Source organism: Geobacter sp. SVR, assembly GCF_016865365.1.
Classification (GTDB): Bacteria; Desulfobacterota; Desulfuromonadia; order Geobacterales; family Pseudopelobacteraceae; genus Pelotalea.
Window position 1 is genome coordinate 4,615,825 of sequence record NZ_AP024469.1, and the last position, 17,927, is coordinate 4,633,751.

Annotated in this window: 22 protein-coding genes; 13 read left to right on the plus strand and 9 right to left on the minus strand. The window is 59.8% G+C overall.

Annotated elements, in window-relative coordinates:
* The first annotated feature begins 60 nt into the window (after positions 1–60).
* The gene (locus tag GSVR_RS21430; protein ID WP_173197705.1) at positions 61–1,920 is read left to right on the plus strand and encodes a DUF2339 domain-containing protein; all 1,860 of its coding nucleotides are present in this window, start codon (positions 61–63) and stop codon (positions 1,918–1,920) included.
* Between the two features lie 136 nt (positions 1,921–2,056).
* Here the strand turns inward: GSVR_RS21430 and GSVR_RS21435 are convergent, their stop codons facing one another.
* Positions 2,057–3,913, minus strand: a complete 1,857-nt coding sequence (locus GSVR_RS21435; RefSeq protein WP_173197707.1) for a cytochrome c3 family protein — start codon at positions 3,911–3,913, stop codon at positions 2,057–2,059.
* Between the two features lie 310 nt (positions 3,914–4,223).
* On the opposite strand from GSVR_RS21435, the gene GSVR_RS21440 reads away from it, so the two are divergent.
* Entirely contained in the window at positions 4,224–5,297 is a 1,074-nt protein-coding gene (locus GSVR_RS21440) for an alanine--glyoxylate aminotransferase family protein (RefSeq protein ID WP_173197709.1), read from the plus strand.
* A gap of 41 nt (positions 5,298–5,338) precedes the next feature.
* Positions 5,339–5,518 carry a hypothetical protein gene (locus GSVR_RS21445; protein WP_173197711.1) on the plus strand — a complete coding sequence of 60 codons (180 nt, stop codon included), beginning with the start codon at positions 5,339–5,341 and terminating at the stop codon, positions 5,516–5,518.
* Positions 5,519–5,569: 51 nt separating this feature from the next.
* Here the strand turns inward: GSVR_RS21445 and rd are convergent, their stop codons facing one another.
* Both rd and GSVR_RS21455 read right to left on the minus strand, forming a co-directional pair.
* Positions 5,570–5,728 carry a rubredoxin gene (rd, locus tag GSVR_RS21450; RefSeq protein WP_173197713.1) on the minus strand — a complete coding sequence of 53 codons (159 nt, stop codon included), beginning with the start codon at positions 5,726–5,728 and terminating at the stop codon, positions 5,570–5,572.
* A gap of 17 nt (positions 5,729–5,745) precedes the next feature.
* Positions 5,746–5,937: a ferredoxin gene (locus GSVR_RS21455; protein ID WP_173197715.1), complete on the minus strand. Its 192-nt coding sequence runs from the start codon at positions 5,935–5,937 to the stop codon at positions 5,746–5,748.
* 97 nt (positions 5,938–6,034) lie between these two features.
* On the opposite strand from GSVR_RS21455, the gene GSVR_RS21460 reads away from it, so the two are divergent.
* Both GSVR_RS21460 and coaBC read left to right on the plus strand, forming a co-directional pair.
* Positions 6,035–6,658, plus strand: coding sequence for an MBL fold metallo-hydrolase (locus tag GSVR_RS21460; protein WP_173197716.1), 624 nt, complete (start codon positions 6,035–6,037; stop codon positions 6,656–6,658).
* Between the two features lie 54 nt (positions 6,659–6,712).
* The gene (gene coaBC, locus GSVR_RS21465) at positions 6,713–7,903 is read left to right on the plus strand and encodes a bifunctional phosphopantothenoylcysteine decarboxylase/phosphopantothenate--cysteine ligase CoaBC (RefSeq protein WP_173197719.1); all 1,191 of its coding nucleotides are present in this window, start codon (positions 6,713–6,715) and stop codon (positions 7,901–7,903) included.
* A gap of 50 nt (positions 7,904–7,953) precedes the next feature.
* Here coaBC and GSVR_RS21470 read toward each other — a convergent pair whose 3' ends face one another.
* Positions 7,954–8,907 carry a zinc dependent phospholipase C family protein gene (locus tag GSVR_RS21470; protein WP_308936460.1) on the minus strand — a complete coding sequence of 318 codons (954 nt, stop codon included), beginning with the start codon at positions 8,905–8,907 and terminating at the stop codon, positions 7,954–7,956.
* A gap of 75 nt (positions 8,908–8,982) precedes the next feature.
* On the opposite strand from GSVR_RS21470, the gene GSVR_RS21475 reads away from it, so the two are divergent.
* Positions 8,983–9,750 (plus strand): uracil-DNA glycosylase, encoded by a 768-nt coding sequence (locus GSVR_RS21475; protein ID WP_173198073.1) that lies wholly within the window; start codon positions 8,983–8,985, stop codon positions 9,748–9,750.
* Between the two features lie 54 nt (positions 9,751–9,804).
* Here GSVR_RS21475 and GSVR_RS21480 read toward each other — a convergent pair whose 3' ends face one another.
* Both GSVR_RS21480 and GSVR_RS21485 read right to left on the minus strand, forming a co-directional pair.
* Positions 9,805–10,692: an NlpC/P60 family protein gene (locus GSVR_RS21480; protein WP_173197721.1), complete on the minus strand. Its 888-nt coding sequence runs from the start codon at positions 10,690–10,692 to the stop codon at positions 9,805–9,807.
* Between the two features lie 172 nt (positions 10,693–10,864).
* Entirely contained in the window at positions 10,865–11,872 is a 1,008-nt protein-coding gene (locus GSVR_RS21485; RefSeq protein ID WP_173198075.1) for an MBL fold metallo-hydrolase, read from the minus strand.
* Between the two features lie 194 nt (positions 11,873–12,066).
* Here GSVR_RS21485 and GSVR_RS21490 point away from each other — a divergent pair, with 194 nt between their 5' ends.
* On the plus strand, positions 12,067–12,942 hold the full coding sequence (locus GSVR_RS21490) for a GGDEF domain-containing protein (protein ID WP_173197723.1): 876 nt from the start codon (positions 12,067–12,069) through the stop codon (positions 12,940–12,942).
* A gap of 31 nt (positions 12,943–12,973) precedes the next feature.
* Here the strand turns inward: GSVR_RS21490 and GSVR_RS21495 are convergent, their stop codons facing one another.
* A complete protein-coding gene (locus GSVR_RS21495; protein WP_173197725.1) occupies positions 12,974–13,279 on the minus strand; it encodes a panthothenate synthetase in 306 nt (101 codons plus the stop codon).
* Positions 13,280–13,413: 134 nt separating this feature from the next.
* The gene (locus tag GSVR_RS21500; RefSeq protein ID WP_173197727.1) at positions 13,414–13,803 is read right to left on the minus strand and encodes a DUF4124 domain-containing protein; all 390 of its coding nucleotides are present in this window, start codon (positions 13,801–13,803) and stop codon (positions 13,414–13,416) included.
* Between the two features lie 183 nt (positions 13,804–13,986).
* On the opposite strand from GSVR_RS21500, the gene GSVR_RS21505 reads away from it, so the two are divergent.
* The gene (locus tag GSVR_RS21505) at positions 13,987–14,160 is read left to right on the plus strand and encodes a hypothetical protein (protein ID WP_173197729.1); all 174 of its coding nucleotides are present in this window, start codon (positions 13,987–13,989) and stop codon (positions 14,158–14,160) included.
* A gap of 96 nt (positions 14,161–14,256) precedes the next feature.
* Here the strand turns inward: GSVR_RS21505 and GSVR_RS21510 are convergent, their stop codons facing one another.
* Positions 14,257–14,475 (minus strand): dodecin, encoded by a 219-nt coding sequence (locus GSVR_RS21510; protein ID WP_173197731.1) that lies wholly within the window; start codon positions 14,473–14,475, stop codon positions 14,257–14,259.
* 358 nt (positions 14,476–14,833) lie between these two features.
* Here GSVR_RS21510 and GSVR_RS21515 point away from each other — a divergent pair, with 358 nt between their 5' ends.
* From GSVR_RS21515 to GSVR_RS21535, 5 genes are all read left to right on the plus strand, one after another.
* Positions 14,834–16,036, plus strand: a complete 1,203-nt coding sequence (locus GSVR_RS21515) for a class I SAM-dependent rRNA methyltransferase (RefSeq protein WP_173198077.1) — start codon at positions 14,834–14,836, stop codon at positions 16,034–16,036.
* Positions 16,033–16,491 carry a YaiI/YqxD family protein gene (locus GSVR_RS21520; protein ID WP_173197733.1) on the plus strand — a complete coding sequence of 153 codons (459 nt, stop codon included), beginning with the start codon at positions 16,033–16,035 and terminating at the stop codon, positions 16,489–16,491. Before GSVR_RS21515 ends, GSVR_RS21520 begins: the two co-directional genes overlap by 4 nt.
* 43 nt (positions 16,492–16,534) lie before the next feature.
* The gene (locus tag GSVR_RS21525; protein WP_173197735.1) at positions 16,535–16,858 is read left to right on the plus strand and encodes a peptide chain release factor-like protein; all 324 of its coding nucleotides are present in this window, start codon (positions 16,535–16,537) and stop codon (positions 16,856–16,858) included.
* Between the two features lie 97 nt (positions 16,859–16,955).
* Positions 16,956–17,399, plus strand: coding sequence for a hypothetical protein (locus GSVR_RS21530; protein WP_173197737.1), 444 nt, complete (start codon positions 16,956–16,958; stop codon positions 17,397–17,399).
* Between the two features lie 141 nt (positions 17,400–17,540).
* Positions 17,541–17,909: a hypothetical protein gene (locus GSVR_RS21535; protein WP_173197739.1), complete on the plus strand. Its 369-nt coding sequence runs from the start codon at positions 17,541–17,543 to the stop codon at positions 17,907–17,909.
* Positions 17,910–17,927 lie beyond the last annotated feature (18 nt).

A 17,927-nucleotide genomic window follows, 5' to 3' on the forward strand; every position in this document is an offset into this window, starting at 1 on the left:
ACCTGAGTCACAATCGAGCTGCAGGCCCGTCCTTGCGGGCCTGTCCGCCGGGAGGTGCGCATGTCTCATACAGCGGAAACCCCTGAAGAAAAGGTCGACGAACTTTCCGCCCGGATACGGGCTCTGGAACGCCAGCTGGAGGCCATGACCGAGCGGACAGGATCGGGTGAGGCGGCCAAAACCGCGTCACCGGATTCTCACCCCCCGGCGACGACCAGCACACTACATTCCGACGAAGAGTCACCCGATTTTTCGGAGGAGGTTCTGTCATGGGTTCGTCGCGCTGCTCTTCTGCCGCGCCTCTCAACCCTGTGCTTCATGCTGGTGGTGGCACTCATCCTGCGCACCATCACCGACAGCGGCCTGATCGCCAGATCGGCCGGGGTCAGCCTCGGCATGTTCTATGCCGCCGGACTGATCGCCTTCGGCTACTACAAGTATGGCAGAAGCAGTCCCCTGGCGCCGGTACTCACCGCCTGCGGCGCACTGCTGATGCCGGTCATCGTGGTCGAGACCCACACGCATTTCCAGTCGCTTCCACTGGTGCCTGCCTATCTGGCCCTGATCGGCACCGGCATCGGCACGGCATACATCAGCCGGCGGTTCAACGTCTTCACCCCCATTTCGGTCGGCATTCTCGGCATGGCCCTGGGAGGGGCCGCCATAGACTACCCCCACCCCTATTTCCCGTATCTCTGCATGGTACTCATCACTGCAAATGTCATGGGGTATTATGCCGCCGGCCTGAAGCAATGTTCATGGCTGCGCTGGACCACGCTCGTGGTCACCATGCTCATGCTCCTGCTCTGGGGATTACGGCTTGGTCAGGGATTGAGTCAGGGGGAGACTCCTACACCGGATCTGGCAGTCGCCTGGTTCCTCCCGGTTCTGACCGTCTTTGCCCTGACCTTCCCGGTTCTCGGCCTGCTCGGCATCATTCGCAGCAAATCGTCAAAGACCTCGCGATTCGACCTCATGCTTCCTATACTCAACGCCGCCTGGGCATTTACCGTGGCATACCATGCGATCGAGGCGCCTGGAAAACGAATAGTCGGGATAATCGGAATCATTGCGGCCATCGCTCATCTGGCCCTATCCTTCTGGCTGGCGCGACGAAATGTTATGGGTGCTCCGGGAACCGGTTCCTTCGCCTTTGCCGGCGGAATACTGTTGGCACTGGCACTTCCGGCCGCCACGGGCATGTTTACCCTTTCGCTGGCAGCCATCTCACTCGTAGCCATTTTCCTGGCGGTCATGTCACGTGTATGGAAAAACGGCGGGGTCAGGCTGTGCACCTACCTGTTTCATATCTACAGCTGCACCGCACTCGTGATAATGCTCCGCGGCGAAGGTGCCGCCGCGACCGATCTCATCAACATACTTCCAGCCGGTTTGCTCGCCATCGTCATCCTGTACCAGTACCAGTGGTGCCGCCGGAATCCTCCGCCCGCCGGTCATATATTCTTTTCCAGTATTGACGACAAGGACCGCAGTGCCGCGCTGCTCCTCGTTGCTGCATTGCTGTGCGGTTATTATGCCATGCGAATCGGCATGTATCACGGCGTGCACCTGCTCGCAGCAGACGCGCGACACGAGGCCTTCCGGTGCGGGGAGTCAGTACTGATCAATCTTTCGGCGGCGGGATTGATGCTGTTCGCCTACCTGCGGGCTAACCGGGAGATCCGGAACATCGCCGTTCTGGTCACCATTACAGGGGGGCTCAAGGTCTTCCTGTCCGACCTTATCGGTGCCCATGGACTCCCGCTGGTGCTGAGCGTGTTCTCATTCGGACTGACTGCGGCCATCGAATCGGTTGCCCTGGGCAAATGGCCGAAACATGCGGTAGAAAGAGAAGAGGAACCGGAGCTGCCGTCCCAGGCAGCGGTCCCTCTGGTGTCATCTTCGGAAGGGATGGGTTGAGTATGCAATTCCATGCATCAAAAAGAAGGCAAACGCCGTAACAAGACAAGCCACTTTCAATCGTTATATTCCCGAAATTCCACAAAAAAAAGGGGGGGCTCACAAGCCCCCCCAAGGTTTTCACTGCTGTGGATTGTCAGTGCCCGCCGCCGCTCAGGAAGGCCATGATCATCAGAGCCAGCAGCCCCAGGCCGATCGCTACGGCCGTGAAGCCGAAGCCCTTCAGGAAGAAGTCATAGATGACCCCGCTGGTTTTACGGCAGGCGAACTGCTCGGTGATGCCGGCCTCTTCATAACGCTTCCACTGATCGCCACGCTCCTCGATCATCTCTTCCTTGCCGATCTGGCCGTTGAAGATGACGAAATCCATCGGGAACTTCTCGGGCCTTCCATGGGTGTTGAAGAAATGGACCGAGAATATGAACCCTGTCGCCAGAAGCGCTTCGTCCGAGTGGATGATGGTGGCCACGTTAAAGGCCCAGCCAGGCAGGAAGAGGCCGAAGAATTCGGGGAACCAGAGCATCAGGCCGGATCCTCCGATGGCAAACATACCCCAGAAGACCGCGATGAAGTCGAATTTCTCCCAATAGGTCCAGCGCTCGAAGGTCGGTTTCGGTCCTTTGAAGAGGAACCACTTGACCATGCCGATCACGTCCTTGATATCGCGGAGGTTCGGACAGAGTGAATCAGGGCCGAACAGCCGCTGCAGGAAGTTGCCCGGGATGTCTTTCCTGATGAAGAGGAAGTGAATGCTCATGGCCAGCGCAGAACCGAAATAGACGAAGGTAATTCCGGCGCAGATACGGTGGATCAGGCCGGCATTGGCCGAACCGCCATACATCTTCATCATGGCCACCGCCCATGGCTGTCCGGCGAATTTGAGCGGCAGACCGGTCAGCGAGAGTCCCAGGAAACTGGTGATCACCAGGAAGTGCAGGAAGATGTGGATCCGGTTGAAACGGCGGTACTGCTTATGGGCATCGGGCATGACATGATGATGTTCGCCCCTTTGCAGGAGTGCTGCTTTCTCCCTGTTCTCCACGAAACCGCGGAACATCCACAACAGGGTGTGGACCCAGAAAACGGCGAAGGTACTGACCAGCAGCCCGGTCATGCTGATAAAGGTGTAGTACAGGATCGGGTATTTTTCCCGGTCGGTCATTTCGCCGTGGGCGTAGAACTTGGTGAACAGCCCGCTCGCATTGGCGTGACAGCGGCCGCAGACCTTGGTCAGATTATTCGGATTGACGCTGGACTGGGGGTCTGCTTTGGGAAGCACCGAATGGGCCGTGTGGCAGTCAGCGCATCCGGCCACCTTCTCAGGGAAACCGAGGCGATAGTTCTTGCCGTGGTAGCTTTCCATGTAGGATTTGACCGCCACGGTGGTGACCTTGTTCTTGGCCATCAGCTTCTCGTCGCTGTGGCACTTCATGCACACCTTGGTATGAAACTCGCGGTTGGCGCGGCTGTTTGGATCGCCCAGCGGCTTGATATCGTGCAGGTTGTGGCAGTCATGGCAGGCTGCCGAATCCATGTTGCCCGCGGCAACACCTTTGCCATGAACCGATTTCCGATATACCGATTCCTTGTCGTGGCACTGGATACATTTGGCAACCGCAATGCGTTTGTCGTTTTTCCAGTAGGTGTGAGTATGGATGTCGGTGTGGCACTGCGCGCAGGTGACCCCTTTTTCGGCGTGGATGCTGGCGAAGTGTTCGGAGTTCTGCTTCTTGTGACAGCGCTCGCACTGCACTTTCTCGACCTTGATCTCCTTCTTCATGTGCTTGAGGAGATCGGTGATGTCCACATGACAGCTGGTGCAGGCGTTCTTGCCATGAACAGAGGAGGCAAAGGCCTGAACGGAGATCTTGTCAGAATGACAACCAAGGCAGGTGGCGGGGTCGATGGCCATGCCCTGTTCGGAACGGGCCGGGCCGGCCCAGAGGACAACGAGGAACAAAAGCGGCAGGGTGCGACGGAATAACACAAACATAAACCTACTCCCTCCTTGAAAGAAAGATTAACAGATCATGTGTGCATGCGATCGATACGTACTAACTACACAAGAGAGAGTGGAAATGCAATGTAAAACTGAATACAGCATACAGATTTAACGACGTTTTATTCCTGTGTTTTTGATGACTTATAAAGCTGTCCCTGCCCCAAACCAGAAAACATTCCGCCAGCTTGGAGCATTCAGGGAGTCTATCTTGACTTTAGATAGCCCTTTTGCTAGCTTTTAACACTGATTGAGAAACACTATCAACGGCAGTAAGTTAAGAGCCCGAGCCGCAGGAGCAGGTATGTCGAAAAGATTGTTCATTCCCGGTCCCGTCCCTGTCCACCCCGAGATACTCGCAGCCATGGCCACCCCCATGATCGGGCACCGCATGAAGGAATACGCTCAGTTGCACGAGCGGGTCACTACCGGCCTTAAAAAGGTGCTCTTCACCAGCGACAGGGTTTTCCTGGCCACCTCCAGCGCCTTCGGGGTCATGGAAGGTGCCGTCCGCAACTTGGTCGGGACCCGCTGCGCCAACTTCTGCAATGGCGCCTTCTCCGACAAATGGCATGACGTTACAGTGCGTTGCGGTAAACAGGCAGACGCCTTCCGGTTCGACTGGGGCACGCCGGTTACGCCCGAAGCTGTCGAAAAGGCGCTCTCCACCGGCAAATACGACAGCATGACTCTGATCCACAATGAAACATCCACCGGCGTCATGTCCCCCTTGCCAGAGATCGCCGCCGTGATGCGCACGTTCCCGGAGGTCATGTTCATTGTCGATACGGTTTCATCCATGAGCGCCCTCAAACTCCCCGTGGATGAACTGGGGATCGACTGCTGCATTTTTGGCGTCCAGAAAGCCTTTGCGCTTCCGCCGGGCCTGACCGTATTCACTGCCAGCGACAAGGCGCTGCAACGTGCCGCTGCCATTGAAGGACGCGGATATTACTTCGACTTCCTCGAATTTGCCGCCAATGACGATAAACACAATACCCCCTCGACCCCCTGCATTTCGCAGATTTATGCCATGGACCGCCAACTGGAGCGGATGTTCGAGGAAGGGCTGGAACAGCGCTGGGCACGGCACCGCGACCTGGCGGCTTACGTGCGCGACTGGCTGACCTCCCGCGGATTCGAGCTGTTTCCCCAGGCTGGCGCACAGTCCCTCACCCTGACCTGTGCACGCAACACTCGCGGCGTAGACCTGGCCTCACTCAAGAAACAATTGGGAGAGGCGGGTTTCGCTTTTGACGATGGTTATGGCAAGATCAAAGGGCAGACTTTCAGGATCGCTCACATGGGTGATATGACCCGTTCCGATCTGGACGAGCTGTTTGCGGCGATGGTTGCCATCATGCCAGAACTGGCCTGACTCCACATCAGAGAAGATTCACCTCAACAAGGAGTAACATTATGAAATGCCCAAACTGTGGAGACAGGACATCAGTGGATCTTGACATGCATTCCAACGGCTTTACCTCCGAAGAATCGCCGGTCAAGGAGTGCGGTTCCTGCGGCCTGGTCTGGCGGGTCAAGATCGAAGCCGGCCACCCCAGAATCGATATCATCAAGGCCGCCGATACCAAAAAATAAAGAAGCCCCTGCAGTGTGCAGGGGCTTCTGGATCCTTCGAAGGTTCTCGGATCACTCCTTCTCGAACATGTCCTTGCCGACGCCGCACAATGGGCAGCGCCAGTCATCCGGCAACGATTCGAAGGAAGTACCGGCCGGAATACCATGTTCCGGATCACCTTCGGCAGGGTCGTAAACGTACTGGCAGATGGTGCAGATCCAACGTTCCATTTTTCATCTCCTTTGTTTCAGTCGTTTTCCCAGATGATACACTGCACGGGACAGCCGTCGATGGCGGCCTGAATATCCTGTTCCGGAGCCCCGGCGGGATCATGGCACTCGGATTTTCCTGCATCGTTGAAGCGAAAAACACCGGGACAGGTCGCAATACAGAGACCGCAGCTGATGCAGCTTTCCTGATCGACCCATGGCTTTTTCATGTGTTCCCCTCTTTGCGAATTTGCAGAAAAATGTATACCAGCCAAAACCTTCTGTCAACAGAGCCTGTTGTAATTGTTTTCAAGGGAGTGATTGTCGATGATATTTGAAATAGTTGTTGTGGGCCCCTTGGCTGTCAACTGTTACCTCCTGGGATGCGAAGAGACCGGTGAAGGGTTGATCGTGGATGCCGGAGGCGATGCCGACCGAATCATCGCCGCAGTGAACAAACATGGCCTGCGCATCGGCCAGATCATCAACACCCACGGCCACTTCGACCATGTCGGTGCCAATCGTGCGCTCCTGGATCACTTCGGCGCCCGCCTGCTGATTCATGGCGCCGATGCCCCGATGCTTGACCGTGCCGCCGATGTTGCCCGCGCCTATGGCATGTCAGGAGAAAACTCGCCCAAACCGGACGCGCTGCTGGAGGATGGCCTGCAGCTTGCCTTCGGTAATTGCCGTCTGACGGTGCTGCACACCCCCGGACATACCCAGGGGGGCTGCTGCCTTTACTTGGCGGACCAGAAAAAGGTCATCACCGGGGATACGCTCTTCGCCGATTCCATCGGCCGCACCGACCTGCCCGGCGGTTCCCATGCCATGCTGCTGGAATCGATCCGCAGCAAGCTTTTCACTCTGCCGGACGATGTCGACGCCTATCCCGGACACGGCCCCGCCACCACCATCGGACACGAAAAGCAGCACAACCCCTATTTCTAACAAAACATCATACCGGCGGCATCGGCACGGTAATCGGGCAAGGAGAGCGGCAGCATGCTACGAGACAAGCGGATCATCCTGGGGGTCACCGGCGGCATCGCCGCCTACAAGGCGGTGGAACTGCTGCGGCTCCTGACAAAGGCAGACGCCGAGGTGCACGTCATCATGACCCGCGCTGCCCAGGAATTCGTCACCCCGCTCACCTTTCAGACCCTCTCCTGCAATCCGGTGCATACCGAACTGTTCAATCTGATCTCCGAACAGGAGATCGGCCACATCTCGCTGGCGGATCGCGCCGATCTCTTTGTCATTGCCCCGGCTACCGCCAACTTTGTCGGCAAGATAGCCAACGGCATTGCCGACGACATGCTGACCACTACGGTGATGGCCACCAAGGCGCCGGTGCTGATCTCCCCGGCCATGAACGTCAACATGTACACCAACCCCGTCTATAAGGAGAACGAGGCAAAGCTGCGCGCTCTCGGCTATGCCTTTGTGGCCCCTGAAAAGGGACTCCTGGCCTGCGGTTGGGAGGGAGACGGCAAGCTGGCGGCTCCGGAAACGATCTTCGAAGCGGTGGTGGCGGCGCTCACGCCGCAGGATTTGAAAGGGCAGACCATTCTGGTGACGGCCGGCCCGACCCGGGAGGAGATCGACCCGGTACGCTACGTCAGCAACCACTCCTCCGGCAAGATGGGATATGCCCTGGCACGGACGGCCAGCCGCCGTGGGGCGCGGGTGATCCTGGTCAGCGGCCCGGTCCGGCTTGCCGCGCCGGCCGGCGTCGAACTGGTACCGGTCGAGAGCGCCCGGGAGATGCGCGAGGCGGTCCTGGCGCGGGTTCCGGAATGCACGGCCATCATCAAGGCCGCAGCGGTGGCCGATTACCGCCCGGCAGAGCGCCGTGATGTAAAAATCAAAAAGAAAGCCGAGACACTCTCGCTCGATCTGGTCAAAAACCCGGATATCCTGGCTGAACTGGGCGCGCTGAAAAAACGGCCGTTTCTGGTGGGATTCGCTGCCGAAACCGGCAATCTGAAGGAGTTCGCCGCAAAGAAGCTGCGCGAGAAGCAGGCCGATCTGATCGTGGCCAATGACGTCAGCCAGGCGGACGCCGGCTTCAACGTGGAAACCAACCGGGCATTGCTGCTGTTCCGGGATGGCCGTGAGATGGAGTGCCCGCTGATGTCGAAGGACGAACTGGCAGGGGTGATCCTGAATCAGATGGCGGCACACCTGCCATAATCAGCCCTTTGTGAGGCCCTTCTGCCTGACAGGGACCGCCCCGGTGTTCCTCACCCGTTCAACAATTCCCCCAGCAGTTCCGGCTTGAACAGTGCCTGCCGCAGTTTCACCCGCAGCACCTCCACCTGCTCCAGCCCCTCTGCCTTGGTCATCCTGCCGCTCTTGTACAGCAGGCGCATGTTCCGGCGCACTGCGGCGGCCACGGCCAAGGCCCGCTCGCCGGTCGGGTCGGCCTTTTGCAAACGCGACTCATCCTGATGGCAGAGAAAATCGAACACGGCCTCCTGGGTCAGCTCGAAAAATTCGTCCCGGTCCTCTTCAGCCAGCTCATAGCGGGAATTGTCCGACAGGGTCTGCATGACGCGCTGCCATTTGTCCAGCCGGGAAAGCAGCATGATCGAGTTGAAGATGCGCTTGTTGGTACCGAAGGAGAACAGGGTCGGGGCCACCACGCTGCGCAACAGGGCGTCGTTGGCACGCTGGTCGGTGGTGCAGACCTCCCGGGCCCGTTCCCAGACCTCCCTGCCGATGAAGGTTTCGAAGCGCATTTCCCAGTAGGTGTGCTTCATCGTGATCGTGGCAAAGGAACGCATGATCTTGTAGGGCACATAGTAGTTATGCGCAATGGCATCGGCCGCCAGATGGGAGAGATAGCCATAGGCACAGGCGCGCTCTCCGTCACTGTGGGCCGTTTGCAGCACTTTTCGGCCAATGCCCCAGCGATGGCAATGGAGTAGATAGTGGGTGTATTTTTTTCCCAGGATTATATCGGCCGCAATGCAGCCGTACAGGTAATCCAATGGGTGGGCGGCCAGCACCGCGCTGACACCGGCAGGCAGTGCCGCCAGATTGCCGAGCACGTTCAACCCGATCTGGAGGTGCATGCCCCCTCCCCAGGCCAAGACCTGCTGAGGTATGACCAGCGCTGCCAGAACGGCAAGGATGATGATCATCGTGGTCCACTCTTTTTTTGACAGTGACGGGAACTTGCTGCTAGACTTCATGTTTCACTGTACTCCAGTTCACGCAACGACACAACAGGAGCCTGTTTCGTGAGGCAACCCGCCACCTCGCAACTGATGATCGCCGCATCCCTCGAAGCCTACCTGCAGTCACTGCAGGAGAGCGGCCTGGACGGCATCCCTGCCGGCCTGGCCGGAGAGATCGCCATTGCCCCATCGCCGGCGGCCACACAGACGGCAGTCAGGCCCGAACCCGGGCCGGAGCCGGAGACGAGTGCTGCTGCAATCGTTGAGCGGGAAACCCTGGAAACTGTTGGCAAGGATCTGGGGAACTGCCTGCGCTGCGGTCTGGGGCAGACCAGGAAGAATCTCGTTTTCGGCATGGGCAACCCACAGGCGCGGCTGGTTTTTGTCGGGGAGGGCCCGGGAGCTGACGAGGATCTTCAGGGGCAGCCCTTCGTGGGGGAGGCGGGGCAGGTGCTCAACCGCATCATTTCTGCCATGGGATTGAAACGGGAAGAGGTCTACATCTGCAATGTGGTCAAGTGCCGCCCACCCGGCAACCGCGACCCGCTGCCGGATGAGATCGCGGCTTGCTCGCCGTTCCTGCTGCGGCAGTTGCAGTCGATCCGGCCGGAGGCGGTCGTGGCACTGGGCAAGTTCGCCGCCCAGACACTGCTGGAGACGAAAGAACCGATCTCGCGGATACGCGGGCGGTTTCGCGATTATCATGGTATTCCGCTGATGCCGACCTACCACCCTTCGTTTCTCATGCGCCGTCAGAAGGAGGGCAGCCTGGATGCCTTCTGGGAGGTCTGGGACGACATGGCCCAGGTACTGCGGCTTCTGAAACTGCCGGTGCCGGAGAAGAGCAGGAAACGCTGACAACCCGGATGGTCATGCTGTCCATCCCGAGTACCGGCAATAAATATCCCGCCGTCAGCTATTCCCGAACCAGCGCCGTACCACGAACATTCCCCGCTGTTTCCCCTCCGGCCAGGCATCGGCAGGCCGACGGTTGCGCATGATCTCCTGAATCCGCTGTTTGAGCGGCGTCGCCACCACACCGCCGTTGCCGGGCCGGCCGCATTCCAGCCTGCTCTCGATGACGGTCTCGCTGTCCAGCACGATCACCACATGTCCGTTCCATACGATCAGGTCCAGCGGCTGCAGCATGGCCGCCAGTTCCGCCGCCCCCCTGCCCGCAACGGCCACACCTCGGCCGAATGCGACCAGGTCGGAGGTATTGCGGGGGGTCCAGCCATTGGTAGCCCAATACAACAATCCCGAACAATCGAGTCCGGCCAAGGCCAGACGCTCCCGCTCCTGCTCCGGGAATTGTCCGCGGTAGTACAGCCCCAGCATCCCGGGCACCCCCTGGGGCAGGTTGCCACCCCAGACATAGGGGCTGCCGAGGGCCGTCTTCATGGTCACGATGATCTCCTCCCGTGCCGGCAAATGACGGGGCCGCGGCGGGGGTGGGGTACTCGACCGCTCGATCAGGCGGCTGTCCACATACAGCGCCGTGCCCGCAGGCACGGGGTAATCGTCGGTTTCGACACGGTATACCCTGTTTTCTCCCCGCTTCACCTCTGCCAACAGTCTGAAAGGGGTACCGGGCAGGGCAATGAATTCCAGCGCACGCACCTGGCCGCAACGGTCGGTCTGCAGGCTCCTGCCGTCCCGGCTGCCGAACACGGCATCGATCTCCGGCGTATTCAGCACCGGTGCGGCACTGCGGGCAGTGCCATAGCCTGCGGCGCCTTCGGCCGTGAATGGACGCGCGCAGCTCAGGGCAACAATCAGAATGATCAAGTACTTTATCATGCGGTTTTCCTGACAATCCTTGGGGAATGCGGCCGATCCCAGCCCAACCGCCCAACCCAAATACGTCTTTCATCCTACCACCTGTCCTCGGCTAATTCCATACGGAAAGCAGCCATGATCCCGATGCCTACGGCGATCCAGACGATTGAGAGCCATGGGGCTCTCCGCAATTCTACCTTCCCAGCCAGGCCTGCTCCAGCTCCTGCCGCAGTTCATGCTCCTGTCCCATGTAGCGGGGTGAAAAGTGAAACGGTATCATCCTGGCGACACCGGCCGCACGGCCCAGTTCGCCGGCCTGCCGCGCGGTCAGGTGGTGCCGCTCGGCAGCCCGCACCACATCCCGATGCAGGAAAGGGGTTTCGATGAAGAGGTAGTCAGCCCCCCTGGCCAGGGCCACGATCCTGGCCGCATTGTCGGGAGTGAAACCGGCGTCGGTGACATAGCAGATCTTCTGCCCGGCCGCTACCCTGACCGCCTGTTCCCGCACTTCGCCCAGGGGTATGACCGTTACCCTCTCCTGTCCGCCTGCTGTCAGCGCGGCAATGGGGGTCTCATCCGGCTCGCCGCGCTGAATTGCCGACTTGAGCTCCTTGAGCCACGGTCCGACCGCCAGCCCCAGCGCTTCCAGCCGGTTTTTCATGATGTTGACATGCCGCTTTTCTTCCAGGCAGTAGGCCAGGCTGGTGATCTGGTGGTCCAGGGGCGCGGCCCGGACCAGGAGGTTCTCCTCGCTGTGTACGACACCGTCGTCGAAGCGGCAGTCTTCGATCCCTTCCGGCTGAAAGCGGCGCAGACAATGATATTCGCAGGTGCAACCGCTGCCGTCGGAGGCGATCTCAGTTACGACCAGGGTGAAGTCGGTCCCGTAGCTGGAGACCAGGTTCCAGGTGTAGGCGGCCAGACGATGTCCGACCTGGCTCGCAAATCCGGGAGGCCCGTACAGATGGAGCCGGATGTCCCGCCCGAGACAGAGCCGGACGAGATGGTCAAAGCCGATGAAATGGTCGATGTGGGTATGGGAGACAAAGACATGGCTGATGCGGAGCAGCTTGCGCGCCGGAAGACGCTCAAGCCGGCCCAGGTCGAACAGGATCGCCCTTCGGCTGAACAGGAAATCCACAAACAGCCCGGGATCCTCGAAGGGGGGGTTGATCAGGAACGGATGGAATATGGGGGTCACCGGCACCTCCCTGCCTTCATACACCGCAAAGCGCGCCGGAACCCCGCGCCGGCGCTGCACTGGCAGCGGTTGCACCCCTATGGTAGAATAACGGTAGTTTGCCATCGAGGGTGCCATCACAGGGAATGTTGTACCCTCCCTTTTCGGGAGGAATGGCAGAGGCCGGATATGAGCCTTTGAGACCGGGGTAATCCGTGATAATCGCGAAGCTTGCAGCGCTGGTAGAAAAGATGAGAAGTCTGAAAGACCTCGGCAACAATCTCGGCTGCCTGCTGCTGATGGGGCTTGTTTTCTATGTCGATCTGAAATTGCCGTCCGGCGTTTCCTTCGGCTCCCTGTATATCGTGGCAGTTCTCTTCGCCTTCTGGTCTCAGCGCACCCGCTTCGTCCTGGTGGTGGCCATCATTTCCTCGGTACTGGTCGTAGCCGCCTTTTTGTACAAGCCTCCCGTGGAAACCATGTGGAAGGTATATTTCAACCGCAGCTTGTCACTCTTTATCATCTGGGTGACTGCACTGTTATGCCTCAGAATCAAAATGGCCGCCCTGGAACTGACCCGCATCGCCAGCCATGATTTCCTGACCGGCCTGCTCAACCGGCGCGAGATCTTCAAACGGCTCCACATCGAGATGTGCCGGGTGGACCGCATCGACAAACCGTTTTCAGTGATCATGCTGGACATCGATCATTTCAAGGTCGTCAACGACACCTACGGCCACCAGACCGGCGACCTGCTCCTCAAGGAAACGGCCCGCATCCTGAGGGAGCACCTGCGGGAATATGACTACATTTGCCGCTACGGCGGAGAAGAGTTTCTGGTGGTAGCGCCGGAAACCCCGCTGCAGGTCGCGCAGGAACTGGCCGAACGCCTGCGGCGGATTCTGATGGAAACGCACTTCAGTTTTCCGGCATTGCCGTCGATCACGGTCACGGTCAGTGCCGGCGTTGCCCAGCGCATAAAGGGGGAGACCATCGGAGCGCTCATCTCCCGCGCCGATGCCGCCCTGTATCAGGCCAAGAACTCGGGGCGCAACCGCGTGGCAGTTTCAGGGCCGTCTGATTTACAGTAATACCCATAGACCAAGCCTCTGATACCCGGAATCAAGACCACTCCCTTCCCAGGGCATCAAGCTCGGACCGGCGCAGCTCGTCGGGCGTCATTGCGATACTGAATCTCACTTCCGCATTGAACGTCAAGAACCACGGTTCCGCCAGGGCCGGTATCTGGGCAGGATTTTCCAGATTGACAATCATGATCGCGCTCCGCCGCCCGTCCTGTTCGGTAAAATATACCGCTTCCGGCCTGAGCTGTTCCAGGATACGCTCAAGTTTCCTGCCGGCGGTGCCGTCCTTGACTGCCACATTGAAGTGTGCCGTTGGAAGTTCGACCGTCATCAGCATGCGCATGGGTTGACTCCTTTCGTCACTTGCGAGTTTTCATCCCTGAACAATCACTGGCTGTTGCAGAAGCGCGGGAACAGTGCGAAACCCTTTCTTCTCATCGCACGTCTCCGCATCCCGGCCCTCTCTCCGGCAGACATTCACTCGATCTGACGGCGCTCGATGTTCTCCCTGATCCGCTCGCTCTTGGAACGGCCGGGAGGCGTCTCACCCGGAACAGGGGCCGGACGTTCGAACTGTGGGGGCGTCGGAGTGGGGGGTGCCACATTCGGAGATGGCTGGATGCGGGGCGAATTCAGTTCATCCTGCCGCGCTCTGCGCTCCTGCTCCAGCAGCTCCTGGCGAACCTTTGGATCGCGGGTGGTGATGTCATCCCGCTTTTTCACTGTGCTGCGATATTTGCTGGGTACCGAATTGAGGTCGTCGGTGTAGTTGATCACCCCTTTGTCGTCGGTCCACTGGTAGGTTGCACCAACGGCCGTTGTAACGCCACACAGGATCAGGTATAGCACGACCGTTGTCCGCTTCATGATGCACCTCCGCTCCCGGGAAAGGGCAGCTCCGCCTCTGCGGGCCGCGATATTTCCAGTATATCCCGGCGCCGTCCCTCCGCAACCGCCGCATCCACTGCCTCCGGCTTGCGCAAAAGCAAGTGGTTGCTATCCTTTAAAGGAACCCCGGCATCATCAAATCGGATCCAGAGGGAGGAAATCATGGCGTGCGATCTGGAAGCCCACAAAAAGCACATGTGCACTCTCAAGGCAGAAGACAACAAGGAATGCATCGCCAGTCTGTCCGACAATCCAACCGTGGAATGCACCATCTGCGGCGCCAAGGCTAACGATTCGAAGAACCTGTGCGCTCCTGAACCGCTCCCGGTCGTATAGCACAGGGGCAGTAGTTTCAGAGCTCTCAGAGCCCCGGGGTATGACCGCACCGGTCCTCTACCGAAGACCGACTGCGGCCATGTCCCCGGCCATTTGTCAGCCTTTGACCTCGAAGGCCACCTTGATCACGACCTGGTATTCCGCAATGGAGCCATCAGCTCCGATATGCCCCCGGACACTTTCGACCTCGAACCATGACAGCCCTTCCAGAGTAGACTGCGCCTTGGACACGGCCGCCTGTATGGCAGCCTCGACCCCTTTGCCGGAAACCCCGATTATCTCAACTTTCTTGTAAATCCGGTCGACTCCGTACATGCGTGTCTCCTTTCGAATCAGGCATGGAATCCTGCATCAACCATAGCATGCCTTCACCCCGGCGCAAGCCGTCCGTCCGGGCACTACCAGGAGCACCCCGACGGGCCGCACCCTGCCGTTCTTGTCCCGGTTGTCTCTTGTCCTAACCTTCCATCTCTGATAGGCTCGATACTCCTGCTGCGATCACCGATCAGTGACGGGCTCGGCACAGGACGCATATGCGAGCAAAGATTAACAGTCTGTTGAACTTCCAAGGTTGTTCAAAAATGGGCAGATCGTCGCTCCCGCACAAAGGGCTTTCGCGGAGAACGGCGAGATGCCCGTTGTTCAACAACCTTCCAAAGAGGTGTATATCAAGATGCCGCCGGGACACCGGGTCATCGGACCCGAAACGATACGGATGCTGGAACTGGGGCATCCCTGGATCATCGCCGATAGCCACACCAAGCGCTGGCCCGCCGGCCGGCCTGGCCAAGTGGTCGATCTGACGGACAGCCGCGGGGTTTTCGTGGCCACTGCCCTGCTGGATCCGTCGGAACGGGTCGTGGCCCGGGTGCTGTCGCGGGAACGAATCACGCTGGGAACAGCCTGGCTGAAGCAGCGCTTGCAGACCGCCATCAGCCTGCGTCACGAGCATACCGACCTGGGCGACACCACGGCGTATCGCCTGGTGAACGCCGAAGGGGATGGTCTGCCCGGCCTGACGGTCGACCGCTACGGCGATTACCTGATGGTGCAGCTCTACTGCACCGGCTGGCAACCTCACCTGAAACTGGTCGTCCAGGCGCTGCAGGAGTTGCTCCGACCAGCCGGTATTTACGAAAAGAGCCGCCCCCGGAACACCCGCGAGTTGGAGACCTGTGCCGACAAACACTACGGCCGTCTGCTGGCAGGCTCCGCCGCGCCGCGGCTGCTGGAAGTGCGCGAAAACGGACTGACCTTCCTGGTCAGCCTGGAACATGGCCTGGACACCGGCCTGTTCCTGGACCAGCGCAAAAACCGGCGCGATCTGATGACGCGCGTGTCAGGCAAACGGGTGCTGAATCTGTTCGCCTATACCGGGGCCTTCTCCGTCGCGGCCGCCGCGGCCCAGGCCGAGCGAGTCACCGGCGTCGACATCTCCAGCCCTTACACCGATTGGGCCCGGGCCAACTTCGGCGTCAACCGCTTGAATCCGAAACGGCACGAATTCATCGTCGGCGACTGCCTGCAGGTACTGACCGGTCTCGGCCAGCAGGGGCGACAGTTCGACGTGGCCCTGATGGACCCACCCTCCTTCTCCACCACCGCCAAAAGCCGCTTCACCACCCGCGGCGGCACATCGGACCTGGTGGCGGCCATCCTGCCGCTCCTGCCTCCCGGGGGACTCCTGATCGCCTCCTCCAACCACCAGAAACTGGATCTGGCCGACTATCTCAAGGAGTTGCGGCGCGGCGCCCTGCAGGCGGGCAGCGATCTGCAGGTAATTTCCCTGTCCGGCCAGCCGGAGGATTTTCCCTATCCGGTCACCTTTCCGGAAGGGCGCTATCTCAAGTACGTATTGTGTGTGAAGGCGTCATGAAGATCTGGATCGATGCCGATGCCTGTCCGCGGGTAATCAAGGAGATCGTATTCCGGGCCTCGGAGCGGCTTGAGCTGCCGGTCTGCCTGGTGGCCAATACCTCACTTGCCAAGCACCACTCCCGGCTGATAACTTCAGTAGTGGTGGCTGACGGCTTTGACGCGGCCGATGACTTCATTGCCCAGCATGCCACGGATCAGGACGTGGTCATCACGGCCGACATCCCCTTGGCGGCCCGGATCGTCGCCAAGGGCGCAACCGGGCTTGACCCGCGCGGCGAACTCTATACCGAGGAGAATGTGGGCGAGCGGCTGTCAATGCGTGATCTGCTGCAGGAACTGCGCGAGACAGGCATGATCCAGGGAGGCCCCGCCCAGTTCGGGCACACCGACCGGCAGCGTTTCGCCTCTTCGCTGGACAGTCTGCTGACCCGCCTGATCAGGGGAAAACGGTAAGCATGGCGGCCGAACTTACGGCGCCAGACGAGGATCATGGGCGATGACAGTCGAGATCAGGGAAGCCGATATCAGGATCGAGTTCTATCGCGGTTCCGGGCCCGGGGGCCAGCACCGCAACACCACCGACTCGGCCGTACGTATCCGCCATCTGCCCACCGGCATTGTGGCCCAAGCCTCGGAGAGCCGGTCGCAACTGCAGAATCGCGAGATGGCCATGATCCGCCTTCAGGCTGCGCTGGAAAAACGTGAACGCATCGTCAGGAAGCGCATTGCCACCAAGGTGCCGAAAAAAGCGCGGGAAAAGCGTCTGACCGAGAAAAAGATCGTCTCCCAACGCAAGAAACTGCGCTCCTCGCTGGAGTGACGCCTCACCTCAGGCAGCAGTCCCGCCCCTTTCGAGGGTGCGAGCCTGTTTCCTATCACATCCGGCATACCCCATGCCATCCGAGGAGCGCAAAACGGTGAAATCGACCTCCCGTCTCTGTATCACCTGGGTCAGACCCGAACTGGAGGGGGAACACTGGGAATTTTTCCACCATCCGGCCAAGCAGGATTTCTACCGTCGTAACGGCATCGCCTGGGACAACCTTGTGTGCGTCTTCGAGAACGGCCGGCTGGAACCTTACCCCCGCGACGGCCATCTCGGCGGTGTAACGGTGGAACTCAGCTACCACCGCTATGAGGATTACTCGCGATTTCTGGCCCGCTCCAAACGCGGCTACCGACTGCCGTACACCCGGATGGAAACCGCCCTGCAGCAGGAGGGGCACCTGACCCTGCCGGCCCCCATCATCCTGCAGTGCAGCGATCGGGCGCTGCTGTTTTCCGGCTACCGGCGGCTCTGCCTGGCCTGGAATTACGGCATGGTCCCGGCCGTCTGGCTGGTGACGGTAGCCTCCCTCTGATGCCAAAACCCGGCAAATATCCGTCCGGTCCCCTACTATATTCCGTGATGCGTGTCACACCTGTTTTCCGGCTGTTGTCCTATCATCCTGCTCTGTGCTGTTCGCTTGGTTCGAAAACGGTTTTATGATACTTTGAAAACCATGCCCACACCGCCCCCCCACAGCAGGCTCGAACTCCTGCTGCTGCGTTTCGCCACCGCAGCCAGAGCGCATCACGAGGCGCTCGAGGAAATGGATGCCGGGCACGCCAATGCCCATGCCCGCGTAATTGCCGGACTGCACGCAGCCCTGCTGCGCGAGGGGCAAGCCGGGCGTGACGGGCTGCTGGCGCTGACCGATGCCGATTCGCCGGCAGTGGCCGGCATGGCTGCGGTATATGCCATCAGGCTCGACCCGCCGCGCTGTCTGGCCGCACTGCACCGGGTAGCGGCAGAACCGGGCCTGCTCGGCTTCAGGGCCAGCGTGGCCATCCAACGCTGGGAAACGGGCGAGTGGGAAGATCCTGCCTGAGAATTTCTCCCGGACCAG